Raw genomic sequence first — 14,212 nt, forward strand, 5'->3', positions numbered from 1 at the left:
CTCACCGGCTCGCATTGCCGCGCCGTTGCAGCAGCATCGCGGCTTTTTGCCGCAGCCATGGCTCCTCCGCGGAGTCGTCGGAAATCTTCTGAAGCGCCGCGACCAGCGCTTGCGACCAAGTCGCAGCTTCGCTCCCCGCGATGATCAGCATTGCGTTGCGCTTCCACATCGAGAGCTTCGCCCGCAGCAGCACCTTGGAAAGTTTCATCGCCGCCTGCGATTCCTCGCTCCATTGCAGCACCTCGGCCAGATCAAAGTCCGCGTGGAGCGGCTGGTAGTGCGGATGGGGCTTGATCCGCGCCGATCGCTCGCGCGGCTGCGAATGCGGACAGGCCTCGATGCAGGCGTCGCAGCCGAAGAGCCAGTCATCGCTGCGACCCTCGAACCACGCCGCGGGCTCGGCGCGATGCTCGATGGTGAGGTAGGAGATGCAGCGCTGGGCGTTGAGCTTCCACGGCTCGATGGCCTGCGTGGGACAGGCGTCGATGCAGCGCGTGCAGGTGCCGCAGGGATCGCCCGCGACCGCCTGCGAGGGCGCCAGGTCGAGCGAGGTCACGATCTCCCCCAGCATGATCCAGCTGCCGACGCTTTCCTCGCCGATGAGCAGCGTGTGCTTGCCGACGCGGCCCAGCCCCGCCCGCTGGGCGTGCTCACGCTCCAGGATCGGCGCTGTGTCGACGCAGACGCGGAAGCGGTTGCCGGGATGGCGGCGGCGCAGGTCGTCGGCGATGGGTTCGAGGCGCTCGCGGATCACGCGGTGGTAGTCGCGGCCGCGCGCGTAGCGCGCGATCCGGCCGCGCGGCGAGGCTCCGACATTTTTCGGGTCAGGCTCGCCGCTCGCATAACGGTCGGCGACGCAGATGATCGATCGCGCCGTGGGCACGAACGTTCCGGGATCCATCCGCTGCTCGATGTGCTCGGTGAGGTAGGTCATCTCGCCGCAGCCAAGCTCCGTCAGCCATTGATTGAACTGCGCGCGATGCGAGGTTTCCTCGGCCCGGCAGATTCCATAGAGCGCGAAGCCCGCCCCGCGCAGCGTTTCGAGAATTTCCTGCGTCAGCGCCTGGTCGGGCCCGCTCATGGCTCGCTCAACCCAGACCCGCGGCGCGGGCCAGAATCGCCACGGGCAGATCGGCCTGGAGCGACGATTGATTGGTGATGGCATCCGCCGCGGCGTAGCCCGAGCGCACAGCGCCTTCCATGGTGGCGGGCCAACCGGTGTCGCACCAGTCCCCCGCCAGGATCAGATTGTCGACGCCGCCGGTCGGACACGGGCGCGGGCCGGGCCGCAGCGCCTCGAAGCCGGGAAGCGCGGCGAAGGTTGCCCGCTTTTCCTTGACCGAGCGCACCTCGACCGGCTCGCGGCCGCGGGCATCGGGGCAGGCCCATTCAATGTCCAGGCGAACGCGCCGCGAAATCTCCGCCTCGTCCAGTTCCATCCACGCGTCGGCCGCGGAGATGACCGCGTGGATGTGCTGCCGGCCTGACTCGTCGATGCCCTTGTTGAAGAGCCACTGCGTGGCGCGGGCGGGCAGCACGAGATGCGGTTGCTTGAGCACCGGGGTTTCATAGACCAGATGCACGCCCAGGATCGGGCTGGTGGAAATTTCATCCAGGTGCTGCAGCCGCGCGTCGGCCGCCTGCAAAACGGGCGAGCACAATTTCTGCAGTCGATCGGGCGGCACCGTGGAGATCACCGCCACCGCATCGACCAGCCCCTCGTCGGTCACCACGCCGGTCGCGCGCCGCCCATCGAAAGCGATTGCCTGGGCACTCACGCCAAGCCGGACTTCGCCGCCGGCCTGGGCGATGATCGACTCGGCGGGGTCGTAGAGATCCAGCAGCGGCACGGCGCTCAGCGCCATCTGGCTGGCGAAGCGATGACTGAGAAACCCTTCCTGAAACACCTTCATGGCGAAGGGCGCGTCCACCCGCGACGAGGGCAGGTTGCAGGCGCTCACCACCACGGGCTCCCAGAAACGCTGGATCGCATTCAAGGTCTGCCGCGTCTCGGTGAGAAACTCCAGGAAGACTCGCCCGCGCCAGCGATCGCGCCCCGCGAAACCAAGCCGCATCAGCTTGAGCATGGCTCGCGCGATCGCGACCTTGTCCATGAGCGAGATCATGCGCATCCGCAGAAAGCTTCCGGTGAACTGGGCCGGCGCCGGCAGCCAACCGGCGCGCATCTCGTCGGGCGCGTGGGGCGGATTCGCCCAATAGGTCGCCGGATGCCACTGCATCCGATCGAGGACACCCAGGCGCTGGTAGAAATCCAGCAGGTTCACGCAGCAGCCCATCGCCACATGCTGGCAGTTGTCCAGCATTTTTCCGGTGCGCGGATCGGCGAAGCTGGTGGCTCGGCCGCCGAGTTTCTTTCGTGTCTCCAGCACGATCGGCGTCAGTCCCGCCTCGGCCAGGCGGATCGCCGCGGCGATTCCGGCGATGCCTCCGCCGACGATCGCCACTCTCCTCACCGCGCGGCCCCGGCGTGGGCGCGCTTGGCCCGCAGCGCGATCCACACCTTGCGCAGGGCGCTGAGCCGCGCCCGCCCATGCACGGCCAGCTGCGGATCGGCCTCGATCTTGGTCAGCACGCTCTTGTAGATCTCCGTCATCGCCCAGAGCGTGGGCAGGCACGAAGGATCGATCATGCTGTCCAGCGGCGCGCTGCGGTCGTAATGGGCGCGGGCGCGCTGGCACTGGGCGAGGATGAACTCGCCGCAGCGGTCGGGGGCCGACCAGTCGCGCACGATTTCCGGCGTCAATTCCATCGCCTGGAACTCCGAGAGCGGCAGGTAGCAGCGCCCGCTGTCGGCGTCCTCGCGGAAGTCGCGCAGGATGTTGGTCAATTGAAAGGCGATCCCCCGCTCCACCGCCAGCTTGGTCGCCTCCTCGCCGCGGTAGCCCCAGATACGGATGCACACCAGACCCACCGTGCCCGCCACCTGGTAGCAGAAGCGGCGCAGCTGCGGCCACGTTTCGAATTTCGCGGGCTCGAGATCGCTGACCTGCCCGTCGAGCATGTCGTGAAACTCCTGCTTCTCAAGCTTGAAGCGCTTCGCCGCCTCGGTCAGCGCGATCAGCGCCGGCGTCTGCGTCTGCACGCGGCCCTCCAGCGCTGCGTCGGTCGCCTCGCGGTAGGCCTGCAGGCGCCGATTGCGCTCGTTGGGATCGCGCTCGATGTCATCGACCAGGTCATCGGCCTCGCGCATCCAGGCGTAGACCGCGTACATGGCCCAGCGCCGATCGGGCGGCGTGAGCCGAAGTCCGTAGTGGAAGTTGCGGGCCCGCTGCCGCGTGATGGTCTCGCACGCCTCCACCGCCTCCTGGAGGGATGGATTCACGCCGCGCTCCGTCCCAGGCGCGAGGCCAGCCAGGATTTGGCGATCAGGAGGAGCTTCTCCGCGCGGCCCATGCTCGGCCTGCGGATGCAGGTTTCGTAGTCCCAGAGGCGGATGTGCCTGAGCACGCCGCGGCCTCCGGCGGCGAAGAGACCGACGACGGGGCGCGAGCGCGGGGAAATCCCTTCCAGCAGCGCGTCGCCCTGGTTGAAAAGCGCCTCGGTGTGGTCGCAGAGCTTGGCGAGCATCTCACGGTAGGCGGGCAGGAACTCCAGATCCGGGGCCCAGCCTTGCCGCGCCGTGGCCAGAAGCCGCTCCTCGAAGTCCGGGATGTGATTCCACGCCTCACGCGGCAGGTAGATGCGGTCGCGCGCCAGCAGATCGCGGCGAACGTCCTGCCAGTGGTTGACCAATTGCAGCGCGGTGCAGACGCAATCCGACAGCTCGCTGATGGATTCGTCGCGCGACTCGCCCAGCACGGCAAGCACCAGACGCCCCACCGGATCGGCGCTGAGCGAGCAGTAGCGCTCAAGCTCATCCATGGATTCCCAGCGGTTCTGGCGGTTGTCCCATTCGAAGGCCTGAATCAGCTGGTCGAAGAGGTGCTCGGGCAGATCGTGGCGCTGGATCACCGGCGCCAGCGCGACCATGATGGGGTGCTTCGGCGCACCGCGGTAGCACTCCTGCAATTCCTGTCGCCACCAGGCGAGCAGCTCAAGCGCCTTCTCGGGGCTCGTCGCCTCGTCGCCCAGGTCGTCGGCCCAGCGGCAGAAGGCGTAGATCGCCGCGAAGTCACCGCGCGACTTTTCCGGAAGCAGCGCACTGAGCACGGGAAAATTCTCACTGCGCGAGCGGGTGAACTCTCGGCACCACGTGGCGGCCTCGGCTTGAGTCATGCCCGCGCGAACACCGGGCCCCCAGCGCTGCAGCATCGCCGTGGCCGGCGTCTCAAGAGCCTGACTCACGCGTGCTCTCCATTGGTGTGTCGTCGTCGGCGGCGCGCCGGCTGGATGCCCATCTGCTCGCGGTATTTCACCACGGTGCGCCGGGCGATGGTGATCCCGCGCTCGCGCAACTGCGTGGCGATGGCCTCGTCCGAGAGCGGCCGGGTTTTGTCCTCGGCGTCGACGATCTCCTGCAGCACCGTGCGGACGGCCTCCCAGCTCACGCTCTCGCCATCGGCGTTTTCGGTGCCGCCGGTGAAGAACTTGCGCAGCTCCACCAGGCCGCGCGGCGTCTGCATCCACTTGCCGGCGACGGCGCGGCTGACCGTTGCCACGTGCACGCCGATGCGCTCCGCCACATCCATCATCGGCAGCGGGCGCAGATGTCCCGAGCCCTCGTCGAACCATTCGCGCTGCCGCTCCAGGACGATCTCCACCACCTTCAGCAGGGTGTTCTTGCGCTGGGTGATGGCGTCGATGAGCCAGCTCGCCGAGCGGATGCCGTCCTGCACGAATTTCTTGGTCGCCGGATCGGTGGAATCGCGCTCCGCCATGGCGGAGTAGCGCGTGCTTACCCGCAGCGGCGGCACCGAGCCGTCGCAGATCGCCGCGATGTAGCGGTCCTGCTCCGGGTCGAACTCGACCATGACGTCGGGCACCACCGGGCGCTCGGTCTCATCGGTCAGGTCGCGGCCGGGCGAGATGGTGAGGCGGCGCAGGCGCTCCTTGGCGGCCTCGATGCGCTCCACGTTCATGCCGCTGCGCGAGGCGATCTTGGGAAGCCGGTTCTCGAGGAAGTCGTCGTAGTAATCGCGCACCAGGATGCGTGCGTCGTTCCACGCCGCCTCGTCCTGCGCCGAGGGGCGCTCGTTCCAGCGCCGCGAGTCCAGCTTGGCGTCGATCTGGATGAGCAGGCTCTCCTGGACATCCCGCGCCGCCACGCCGGCGGGCTCGAGCCACTGCTGCAGCAGCGGCAGCACGCGCTCCAGTTCGCGGGCGGAGAAGTGCCGGCCTTCGTGCTCTCCATTCTTGGTTCCGTTTTTCGTCCCGTCCTGCGTTCCATCCTTGGCGCCATGGGCCGCGATCGCCTCCAGGTCCGCAGAGAGCAGGCCGTCGTCGTCCACGAAATCCAGGATCGCCCGGCCCGCCTCCAGCGTGGCGGCGTCGGTTTCGATCAGGCTCCATTGCTTGCGCAGCTGCTCGCTCAGCGGCTCGCGCCGGGCGGCGGTCTGGGCCAGCATCTCGTATTTCACGTCTCGGTCGCCGTCGGAGCGGCGCGTCGCCTGCACCCCCTCGCCGTAGTCGCGCTCGAACTCGCGGGCCCGCTCGAAGGCCTCGCCGGTCTCGCCGCTTTCACCGCTGAGCAGCGGCTTCTCCGGGATTTCCTGCTCCACCGCCTCGGGCGCCTCGGCGGGCTCCTCGTCGCCGGCCTCGGGCTCGACCTGCTCGATGGCGACGTTGCGCTCCAGCTCCTGCTCCACGCGCTCCTGCAACTGGGCCAGCGGCATCTGCAGCACTTCCATGCTCTGGATCAGCCGCGGCGCCAGGCGCAGCTGCTGTGAGGTGCGGAGTTTTTGCGAGAGGTCGAAACGCATCCGCACATACTACGGCGGCGGCGCGGACGCGACGCGTCGAATCAGCTCATCGGACGACGTCCGGCGACGGCGTCTGCCAAAGCGGCGCGGTTGGCGAACTCGATCTGGCTGCCCGCGGGAAGTCCGCGCGCCAAACGGGTGACCTGGACCCCCAGGGATTGCAGCGGTTCGGCGAGATAGAGCCCGGTGCTGTCGCCCTCCATGTCGGGATTGAGCGCCAGGATCACCTCTGTCACTTTGACACCCCGCGCATTTTTTGACGCTTCGCGCACGCGGCGCAATAGATCGTTGGCGGTCAGGCTGTCGGCGCCGACGCCCTCCAGCGGCGAGAGCCTTCCCATCAGGATGTGGTAGACGCCGCGGAACATGCCGGTCTGCTCCAGGTTCCACAGGTCCTTGGGCTGCTCCACCACCATCACCATCGACGCGTCGCGCCGCGCGTCGGCGCAGATGCTGCAGGGATCGCCGTCGGTCAGGTTCCAGCAGACGCTGCAATGATGCACGTCGGTCTTCACGTCGGCGATCGCCTTGGAGAGGCGCATGGCCTCCTCGCGGGTGGATTTCAGCAGATGAAAGGCGAGCCGCTCCGCGGTGCGACGGCCCACGCCGGGCAGGCGCGAGAGCTCGTCGACCAGCCGGGTGACCGGCTCGGGCTGGGCGGAATTGGTGCGCTCCTTCGCCATGGTCCGATCCTACGCCTCCGCCGAATCGGTTTGCGGCGGCGCGGCTGCCAGCAGCGCGGCGCCGGGCTGCTCCACCTTGACCACGATCGCGTCGAAGGCCTCCATGGCCTCGCGCACCAGCGGCATCTGCAGCAGATCCTTGTCGAGTCCGTGCATCGGCTTGACCGCCTGGGGCGGCGCCTCGGCGGCGGCCTCGAACTCCAGCTTCCAACCGGGGCCCAGCGCCCGGGTCGCCATGGTCTGCAGCATCTCGCTGCGCCGCGCGGCGTAGTTGGCGGCGCCGCCGGCGTTCTCGGCGGCGCGAAGCGTGAGCCTGCGGTCGCGCAGCGACACGGGCACGAAGGACTCCGCGAGCGTGCGCTCGGGGGTCGAGTTGGCCACGGTCGAGATTTTCTTCCAGGCCTCCTCGGCGCTGAGTGCATCATTGGAAGAGAGCGATGAATTTGGCGCCGCAACAGGAGCCGCGGGTTGAGCGGGCCGGGTCGTCGGCGTGGCGAGCGAACTCCTCGGCGCAGCGGGAGCCGTGAAGCCCGCCCCCGCCGCCTCCGGGCTACCTACCTTTTTTTTTTCGCCCTCGATGGGGCGTGACACACCGGCGACGGCTTGCTCCACCCGCTGGAACTCGCGGTGCAGGCAGAGCCTCGCCACGGTGGCGTCGAAGATCGTCCGCGGCGAGCCGCTGTTGCGGATGCTCTTGATGGCGGCCTCGCAGACCGCCACAAAATGCACGAGCTCGTGAGGTTCGAAGTGATCCGCCTGCTTGGCGGCCATCGCCCGGCCCTCCGCGGAAAGATCCACCAGGTCCGTCTCCTTGCCGCACGTCCGCACCACCAGGAAATCGCGCCACCGCGCGGCGAAGTATTCCAGAGCCTGCTCCGCCGGACAGCCTGATTCCAGCAGCGCCGCCGCGGCTTCGAGCCCGGCCTTGGCGTCGCCGTCGGCGATCGCGGTGGTGACCGCCGAGACCAGTCCCGCGTCGGGAAGACCCAGCACCTCTTCGGCCATCCGAGTGGAAATGTCCCCGCTGGCTGCGGCGATCAGCCGGTCCAGCAGGCTCAGCGCGTCGCGCATGCTTCCGTTGCCGAGCTTGGCGACCAGGTGAATGGCGGCGTCTTCGGCCTTCAGGCCTTCCTTGCCAATGACGGCGCGCAGATGCTCGGCAATTTTTCCCGTGGCGATGGGCTTGAAGTCGAAGCGCTGGCAGCGGCTCTGAATGGTCGCGGGCACCTTGTGCGGTTCGGTGGTGCACAAAATAAACTTCACGTGCGGCGGCGGCTCCTCCATGGTCTTGAGCAGCGCGTTGAAGGCCGGCGTGGTGAGCATGTGCACTTCGTCGATGATGTAGATCTTGTAGGGGCTCCGCGCCGGCAGGATGCCCGCCTTGGAAATCAGGTCGCGGGCGTCGTCCACGCCGCGGTTGCTGGCGCCGTCGATCTCGATGACGTCCATGTCCTCGCCGCGCAGGATGCTGGCGGAGATGGCGGCGGCCTGGGTCAATTCCTTGGGCGCGTTGAGGGCCCGGGCCAGCACACGCGCCATGCTGGTCTTGCCCACGCCGCGCGTGCCGCAGAAAAGGTAAGCATGGGCGATGCGGTTCATGGCGATCGCATTCTGCAGCGTGCGGGAAATGCTCTCCTGCCCGATCAATTCGTCGAAATGGGCGGAGCGGTAGCGCCGCGCCAGCACGGTGTAGCCGCCGGTGGATCCATCGGCGCGGGCGACCGGCTCCAGGGCTCCGGGGATGAGCGCCTCGGGCATCGCAGTGGCGTCGCCGGATTCGGAAGTTGTTTTGGGTTTCTTCGCCAAGGTTCGATCCATCCCAATGCTTCCGAGGACGGTCAGGCTGGCGCTTGCATGGGCTCCGCTGCTTATGGCTGCTGCCGTCAAGCTCTGACCAGGTTCACATGGCGTCCATCAAGCGGGCCCGACCGTCCTCGAAAGCACTGAAGCCCGAATCCTAGCCTCGCCCTCCGCCGCCGTACAATCGCGCCATGCCCCAGGAGACACCGGCGGATTCCCCCGAGGAAAAACGCAAAGAATCGAACGACCTTCCGGAGGTCGGCGGCGGCTTCTCCGCGACCACCAGCGATCCGCCGCTCTCCAGCGTGGAATCCACCGACGCCCGCAGCGGCCGCTTCATGATGCAGGCGGTGCGGTTTCTGTTCATCGTGCTTCTGGTCTGCCTGACGTTGCTCACCGTGAGCAGCGTGAAGACCACGTTCGATTTCAGCTTCTCCATGATCGCTGGATTGGTGATCGCGACGGTGGCGGTCGGCGTGCTGGTGGTGGTGATCGACGCGCTGACCCCCAACAAGCGGATGGCGGGCGTGGTCGGCATCTACATCGGCGTCTGCTTCGGGCTGGTCGGCGCCGTGGCCTTCGGCGCGTTGCTGGACACGGTGGCCAATGCCTGGGAAATCGGCGACGCCACGGTGAAGATCTACTTGAACCTGAGCAAGTCGGTCGTCGGCCTGATCATCTGCTACTTCAGCGTGAGCGTGGTGCTCAACACCAAGGACGACTTCCGCCTGGTGATTCCCTACGTGGAGTTCAGCCGCACGCGCCGCGGCGTGCGCCCCTGGCTGGTGGACACCAGCGTGCTCATCGACGGCCGCATCATTCCGCTCTCCAACACGAAGCTGCTCGACGCACCGCTGGTCATCGCCAATTTCGTGGTGGACGAGCTGCAGCGCCTGGCCGACAGCTCCGACCGGTCCAAGCGCACGCGCGGGCGGCGCGGCCTGGAGAACCTGATCAAGCTGCGCGAGAACGCCTGGACCGAGGTCTCGCTGCAGAACTTCCGCGTCTCCGGCCTGAGCGTGGACCGCCTGCTGCTTGAGGCCGCACAGGGGGACGGGCTGCGCATTCTCACCACCGACTCGAACCTGGAGTCGGTGGGCAAGATCCAGGGGGTGACCATCGTCAACATCGGCACCATGGTGGCGTCGCTGCGTCCAACCTTCGGCGTGGGCGATGTGGTGACGGTGGCGATCATCAAGGCGGGCGAGGCCGCCGGCCAGGGCGTGGGCTATCTGCCCGATGGAACCATGGTGGTGGTCGAGGACGCGGTGAATCGCATCGGAGCGACGGTGGATGCGACGGTCGGAAACTCCGTGCAGACCAACGCGGGGCGATTGCTTTTCGCCAAGCTCGAGGGCCCGGCCCCCGCGACGCGGGCCAGCATGGCCGCGGCGGCGACGCATCAGCCAAGGGAGCCGCATGTCCCGGCGTCCAGCAGCGAGCCCGATCCAAGGCGCAATCCGCGGCGCGGCTGAACGATGGTTTCAATGGCGAATCAAAACGACTGCTGCGTGTCAGCGCCGCTGAGTTTTTGAAATCACGCGGCGGCGCGGAGCGAAATCATCGCTTCGGCAAGAGCTCGCACCTGCTGCGGCGAGACCGCGGTCGCGGGCTGACGGATCGCCTGCTCGAGCACATCCAGCGAGCGGTTGGGCAGCACGGCAAGAATCCGCGAGGCCGCCCAGGGCTCCAGCTCCAGCATCAGCGTGGCCACCTCCTGGCGCGACGAGGGCGCCGACTCGAGGCGCTCTACCAGCGAAGCCGCGATCAGCGCCGGCCTTTCCGCGACCCCCGTGTGCAGGGCCAGGGCGAGCGGCTCGCTCCAGAGCTCCGGCTTGGCGATCGGCAGGTTCGATGTCAGCGCCAGCGGCGGGTAGTGATGGTTCGCCATGCGGCTGCGGACGATGCCCCATCCCAGCGCAGCGAGTCCCAGCATCGCCATCGCCGCGGGCGGCGACCACCAGGGAATCCAATCCGTCGAGGCCTTGCGCCCCACCATCGAGTCACGCGGCGAGGTCAACGGCGGAGCGTTCCTCGGTCCGCCGCCCGGAGCGATCGCGGGAAGCGCGCCCGCGGGCGGTTCATTCGTCGCGCCGCGGACGAGGTCCGCCGTTGACTCCTGCTGCTCGCACGCGGCGGCGATCTCCAGGGCCGTGCGGGCCACCATCCATTCGCTCGCGTCCTGGCTGCGGGCGCGGACTCGCATTCCGTTGCGCTCGTCGATCACTTCGACATCCTCGGCGACCAGGGTCGGCAGTGCCGCAGCCACCAGGGCGCCGGCGGTGTCGGCCAGTTCCAGCGGCAGCGAGCCGCCGCGCGTGCGGATGGAGACAACCGCCGCCGGTTTGCGGGCGTTTTTCGGGTTTTTCTCGGCGCTCTCCTCCGCCAAGATGCGGACCTCCTCCACATCGCTGCGCCCCTTCAAGGCAGCCTCCACCTTCGCCAGCGCCTCCTTGTTGCGGCGATCCTTCGCTTGGGCCGTGGTGAGGAAGGGATTGGCGGCCCCCTCGAACCACGCCTGGATGCCGCCGACGGACGCGGTCGGAGTCGACGCTGCATTGGTTTGATCCGCCGCGCTTGGTGAAATTTTGGGTGCGACTTTTGCCGCGGCTTCCGAATGCGGCGCGGCGGTCGTCGAGGAGCGCCAGGATTTCCACGTCACCGCGCCGATGGGCACCACCGCCGCCAGCAGGGCGCCGAGCCACACCTGCGGCTTCCGCGAAAACGGATTGATGCTGGAACTCCTGGTCACCATGGGCCTCCGTGCCCCTTGAGCGCTTCGTGCCGCGAGTCTCCATACGCGCGGCAGCGGCCGGACGCGACTGCACCAGTGCATCGGCTCGATCGCGGCGCAAACCCCACAAATTCCCGGGCCAACGCGCTCTCACTCCGCGTCGCGCTCGCCCTCCGCGACCGCGGTCCGGGAAAGAATCTCCGGAATGCCGATGCCGTGCGGACTGAACAAACTAGGGATTGCGAGAACCGGCGCCAGCAGCACCAACCCCTTGAGCAGATTGCGGACCAGATGCTGCCACCAGGCCGCGGGCCCGCCGCCCAGCGCCACCACGCGCCCTCCCACCAGCCGCTTGCCCATGCTGCACCCGAAGGCGATCTCCTCCATCGTGGAGAAGAGAACCGCGGCCGCGACCATCACCAGGTAGGGCGTGGAGAGCTGGATGTCGGCGCTCCAGAACTGGGGCACCAGGATGGCGGTGAATTTTGCGTCCAGGATCACCAGCGCGGCAATCGCGCAGGGCAGCAGGTCGATCGCGGTCGCCAGCAGGCGCCGTCCCTTCTCCAAAGGCGACCACTCGGCAATCTCGGGATTCTCCAGAATGTCCTCGCCGGTCAGGTCCGGCGCGGAGAGCGAGCGCACCATGAAGGCGGCGATGAGCGCCGCGAAGGAGAGCACGCCGATGATGGGCAGGTAGAACCACCGGCTGGCCGTGGATTCCTGAAGTTGAATCTGGATCGGCATCGAAAACAGTGAGGCGCCGGAGGGCAGCAGCTGCAGCTCCGGCGTGATCGGCGACTCGTGGAGCGCGCCTTGGACGAACTCCCCCACCGCGGCGAATCCCTCGCCCAGTCCCAGGACCTGCCGGTTGAACGCGGGCCCAGGCGCAATCGGCGCGAGCGTTCCAGCCTCGACCCAGAAGAGCGACTCCTCGGAAGGCTTCGCGCTGGCCACGCAGGCGAAGCGCGCCGAATGATCAACGGCATAGAGAAATCCCGGGGCGTCCAGCGCCGACTCGATCCAGCGATCGCGCTCGCGCTTGAAGCGCAGGAGGGCGCCGCTGGAATCGCGGCCCAGCACATTCAGGGCGCCACCGGTGGAGGCGAGCCGGCGCTGCGAGCCCGTCTGGAGTGCCCCGGGCAGCTCGACCTCGCTCCAGGCGCCGCCGCGCAGGCAGCGGGCGCCGCGCTCGCCCGAGACGATCGCCCACGGCTCGCCGTCGAAGGCGGCCAGGGACTCCAGTGACTCGCCCGCAATGCTGGGACACAACTGCAGGCTGCCATTGGGAGTGGTGAACCAGAGTTCGCTCGCCGGATTGAAGTGCGTGCCTCCCGAAACAACTTCCATTCGCCCCGACGTGGATGCGAATGCGACCCACACCTTGTCGCCGTCGGCGGCGATCGCGACGGGACGCTCCACGAAGGCCGCAGCGATCCGGTAGTGATCCGGCGGTGCCACTCCCGCATGGTGCAGGAGCTCGAATTGCGCGTCGCCCTTGAAGATCCACCAGAGGTGCGTGCCCGAGCTGGCGGCGATGGTGGTGAAATTCTTTTCCGTCGCTGCGCCCATGGCGATCGCGACGGCCAGAAGGGCGATCCCGCCTCGTGCGATCAGGCTCATTGCTTCGCCGGCGCCTTCTCCAGGTCGATGGTTTCCGCCGGAAGCATGACGGAGCGGATCACCTCAAGGTCGAAGAGCCGATCCTTCAGGCGGTCCTCGCGGGCGCCGGGCTCATCCCAGAAGATCTGCCAGGTGCCCACATTGGAAACCGATTTCAAGATGATCTTGCTCGCCACCATGGGTCGGTCCGCCATGGGCAGGTGGTCCATCGCCGCCAGCACGGGCTGCGACAATTCGCTCTCGGCCAGCGCCTGGCCCTTGGCGTCAAGCAGCCAGACATGGATCGGAAGGTTGTTCGCCCGGTCCACTTGAATGCGACTCCTCGACCATTCGCCCCGCGGCGTCCGGGCAAACTCTGCGGTGAAAGTTCCCGGATCGACATTGGTGCAGGTGATTTGATCGGGCCACGGCAAAGCGGCCAGCAACTCAAGCAGCGCGTCTGGCCCCGCGAAAGGCAGAAGCGAATCGGGCACGGGGCGATTGCGTGCGCCAAGCCACAGACGGCTGGGTTCCCGCTTGGGTTCAAAAAGCCACCACTGGGTCGGACTGGCGCCGGCCCAGGCCAGGCGCTCGCCCATCTTGTCGGCGCGAAGTGAAATTTCCTGTCCGCCCTTTCGCCATGCCAGGTCGACCTGGGCTTGTTCAAAGTGGTCGCCCGCATCGTCGCGCCAGCGCAGCTCCGCGCTGCCGCGTGCGGCGAAGCGCATCAATCCCGCAACGCGGTGATTCTGCTGAGCGACGATCGACGCGGCGCTGGGAGGCTGCGAGTTATTTGTGGATTCCCCCGCTCCGGTCGATGGTCCATCGGTGGAAGTTTTCGGATTGGTCGATGCACTCGACGTCGTGCTGGGTGGCGCAGCGCAAGAAGCAAGCACTCCCATCCCCAGAACGCATGCGAAGCCAAGGACAAAGTCGCGCATGGCCACGCTCGACTCACCCATCGAAGGAGGCGATTTCGCCCAGCTCGTCGGCCAGGGCCTGCACCGCGGAATCGTCCAGCGTGGGCCGCTGCACCTCGACCGGTGCCGCACCCTCCGCCTGGCCGCGCCGCGCGAAGAGCCAGACCTCCAGCTTGTCGCGGTGCTCCACTCGCAGATGCTTGAGCCGGCGCTTGCGCAGCAGGATCATGGCCAGCAGCCAGCGGATCGCGACGCGGTTGGGCCGGTCATCGCCCGCGAGGCGCTCGAAGATTTCCTCCACCGCCTCGTCGTCGATCACGATGCCGCGCTTGCGGTCGGGCTCGGGCATGACCGTCTTCCAGAAGCAGACCATGCCCTCGGGACGGGCGCCGGCGAGCCAGGCCGCCATGGAGAAATCGAGTCGCTCGAGGCGCTGCTCGGCGCCCTCGCGGATGGCAGACATGCAGGTGGTGCCCGCCGCGAGCACCTCGCCACTGGCCGCGCAGAGGTAGGTGGCCTTGCCGATGGAAAGTGGCGTTGCTTCGCGGTTCATCCCTTGGATCCTATCGCTCCGGCCCGAGGGTGCGTGGTACAGTT

The 14,212-nt window shown here is 67.7% G+C and carries 12 protein-coding genes and 1 other RNA gene; 1 reads left to right on the top strand and 12 read right to left on the bottom strand.

What is annotated here, in order from left to right:
- Position 1: 1 nt before the first annotated feature.
- From queG to ffs, 8 genes are all read right to left on the bottom strand, one after another.
- The gene (queG, locus tag K8R92_09585; protein MCE9620147.1) at positions 2 to 1,081 is read right to left on the bottom strand and encodes a tRNA epoxyqueuosine(34) reductase QueG; all 1,080 of its coding nucleotides are present in this window, start codon (positions 1,079 to 1,081) and stop codon (positions 2 to 4) included.
- A gap of 7 nt (positions 1,082 to 1,088) precedes the next feature.
- On the bottom strand, positions 1,089 to 2,465 hold the full coding sequence (hpnE, locus tag K8R92_09590; protein ID MCE9620148.1) for a hydroxysqualene dehydroxylase HpnE: 1,377 nt from the start codon (positions 2,463 to 2,465) through the stop codon (positions 1,089 to 1,091).
- A 5-nt stretch (positions 2,466 to 2,470) separates the two neighbouring features.
- A complete protein-coding gene (locus K8R92_09595) occupies positions 2,471 to 3,343 on the bottom strand; it encodes a phytoene/squalene synthase family protein (GenBank protein MCE9620149.1) in 873 nt (290 codons plus the stop codon).
- Positions 3,340 to 4,305: a squalene synthase HpnC gene (gene hpnC / locus K8R92_09600; protein ID MCE9620150.1), complete on the bottom strand. Its 966-nt coding sequence runs from the start codon at positions 4,303 to 4,305 to the stop codon at positions 3,340 to 3,342. The genes K8R92_09595 and hpnC overlap by 4 nt, the downstream gene beginning before the upstream one ends.
- Positions 4,302 to 5,879, bottom strand: a complete 1,578-nt coding sequence (gene rpoN / locus K8R92_09605; GenBank protein ID MCE9620151.1) for an RNA polymerase factor sigma-54 — start codon at positions 5,877 to 5,879, stop codon at positions 4,302 to 4,304. Before rpoN ends, hpnC begins: the two co-directional genes overlap by 4 nt.
- 41 nt (positions 5,880 to 5,920) lie before the next feature.
- Complete coding sequence (gene recR / locus K8R92_09610; protein MCE9620152.1) at positions 5,921 to 6,562, bottom strand: recombination mediator RecR; 642 nt, start codon at positions 6,560 to 6,562, stop codon at positions 5,921 to 5,923.
- 9 nt (positions 6,563 to 6,571) lie between these two features.
- Entirely contained in the window at positions 6,572 to 8,320 is a 1,749-nt protein-coding gene (gene dnaX / locus K8R92_09615; GenBank protein ID MCE9620153.1) for a DNA polymerase III subunit gamma/tau, read from the bottom strand.
- 75 nt (positions 8,321 to 8,395) lie between these two features.
- Positions 8,396 to 8,492: signal recognition particle sRNA small type (gene ffs, locus K8R92_09620), an RNA gene on the bottom strand.
- 61 nt (positions 8,493 to 8,553) lie between these two features.
- Between ffs and K8R92_09625 the strand changes: the two genes are divergently transcribed.
- Entirely contained in the window at positions 8,554 to 9,837 is a 1,284-nt protein-coding gene (locus tag K8R92_09625) for a hypothetical protein (protein ID MCE9620154.1), read from the top strand.
- Positions 9,838 to 9,899: 62 nt separating this feature from the next.
- On the opposite strand, the gene K8R92_09630 is transcribed toward K8R92_09625, so the two are convergent.
- The 4 genes from K8R92_09630 to K8R92_09645 all read right to left on the bottom strand — a co-directional run bounded on the left by K8R92_09630 (position 9,900) and on the right by K8R92_09645 (position 14,168).
- The gene (locus K8R92_09630; protein ID MCE9620155.1) at positions 9,900 to 11,117 is read right to left on the bottom strand and encodes a hypothetical protein; all 1,218 of its coding nucleotides are present in this window, start codon (positions 11,115 to 11,117) and stop codon (positions 9,900 to 9,902) included.
- A gap of 129 nt (positions 11,118 to 11,246) precedes the next feature.
- A complete protein-coding gene (locus K8R92_09635) occupies positions 11,247 to 12,716 on the bottom strand; it encodes an RDD family protein (GenBank protein MCE9620156.1) in 1,470 nt (489 codons plus the stop codon).
- On the bottom strand, positions 12,713 to 13,657 hold the full coding sequence (locus K8R92_09640) for a hypothetical protein (protein ID MCE9620157.1): 945 nt from the start codon (positions 13,655 to 13,657) through the stop codon (positions 12,713 to 12,715). The genes K8R92_09635 and K8R92_09640 overlap by 4 nt, the downstream gene beginning before the upstream one ends.
- The gene (locus tag K8R92_09645) at positions 13,650 to 14,168 is read right to left on the bottom strand and encodes a hypothetical protein (GenBank protein MCE9620158.1); all 519 of its coding nucleotides are present in this window, start codon (positions 14,166 to 14,168) and stop codon (positions 13,650 to 13,652) included. Before K8R92_09645 ends, K8R92_09640 begins: the two co-directional genes overlap by 8 nt.
- Positions 14,169 to 14,212: the final 44 nt, after the last annotated feature.

The sequence above is a fragment of the Planctomycetota bacterium genome (assembly GCA_021414025.1).
Lineage (GTDB): Bacteria > Planctomycetota > Phycisphaerae > Phycisphaerales > SM1A02 > SYAC01.

Bases quoted from the DNA above. Each gene is read 5' to 3' on its own strand.
- queG (MCE9620147.1), bottom strand. From the start codon at position 1,081: ATGAGCGGGCCCGACCAGGCGCTGACGCAGGAAATTCTCGAAACGCTG.
- rpoN (MCE9620151.1), bottom strand. From the start codon at position 5,879: ATGCGTTTCGACCTCTCGCAAAAACTCCGCACCTCACAGCAGCTGCGC.
- recR (MCE9620152.1), bottom strand. From the start codon at position 6,562: ATGGCGAAGGAGCGCACCAATTCCGCCCAGCCCGAGCCGGTCACCCGG.
- dnaX (MCE9620153.1), bottom strand. From the start codon at position 8,320: ATGCCCGAGGCGCTCATCCCCGGAGCCCTGGAGCCGGTCGCCCGCGCC.
- K8R92_09625 (MCE9620154.1), top strand. From the start codon at position 8,554: ATGCCCCAGGAGACACCGGCGGATTCCCCCGAGGAAAAACGCAAAGAA.
- K8R92_09630 (MCE9620155.1), bottom strand. From the start codon at position 11,117: ATGGTGACCAGGAGTTCCAGCATCAATCCGTTTTCGCGGAAGCCGCAG.
- K8R92_09635 (MCE9620156.1), bottom strand. From the start codon at position 12,716: ATGAGCCTGATCGCACGAGGCGGGATCGCCCTTCTGGCCGTCGCGATC.
- K8R92_09640 (MCE9620157.1), bottom strand. From the start codon at position 13,657: ATGGGTGAGTCGAGCGTGGCCATGCGCGACTTTGTCCTTGGCTTCGCA.
- K8R92_09645 (MCE9620158.1), bottom strand. From the start codon at position 14,168: ATGAACCGCGAAGCAACGCCACTTTCCATCGGCAAGGCCACCTACCTC.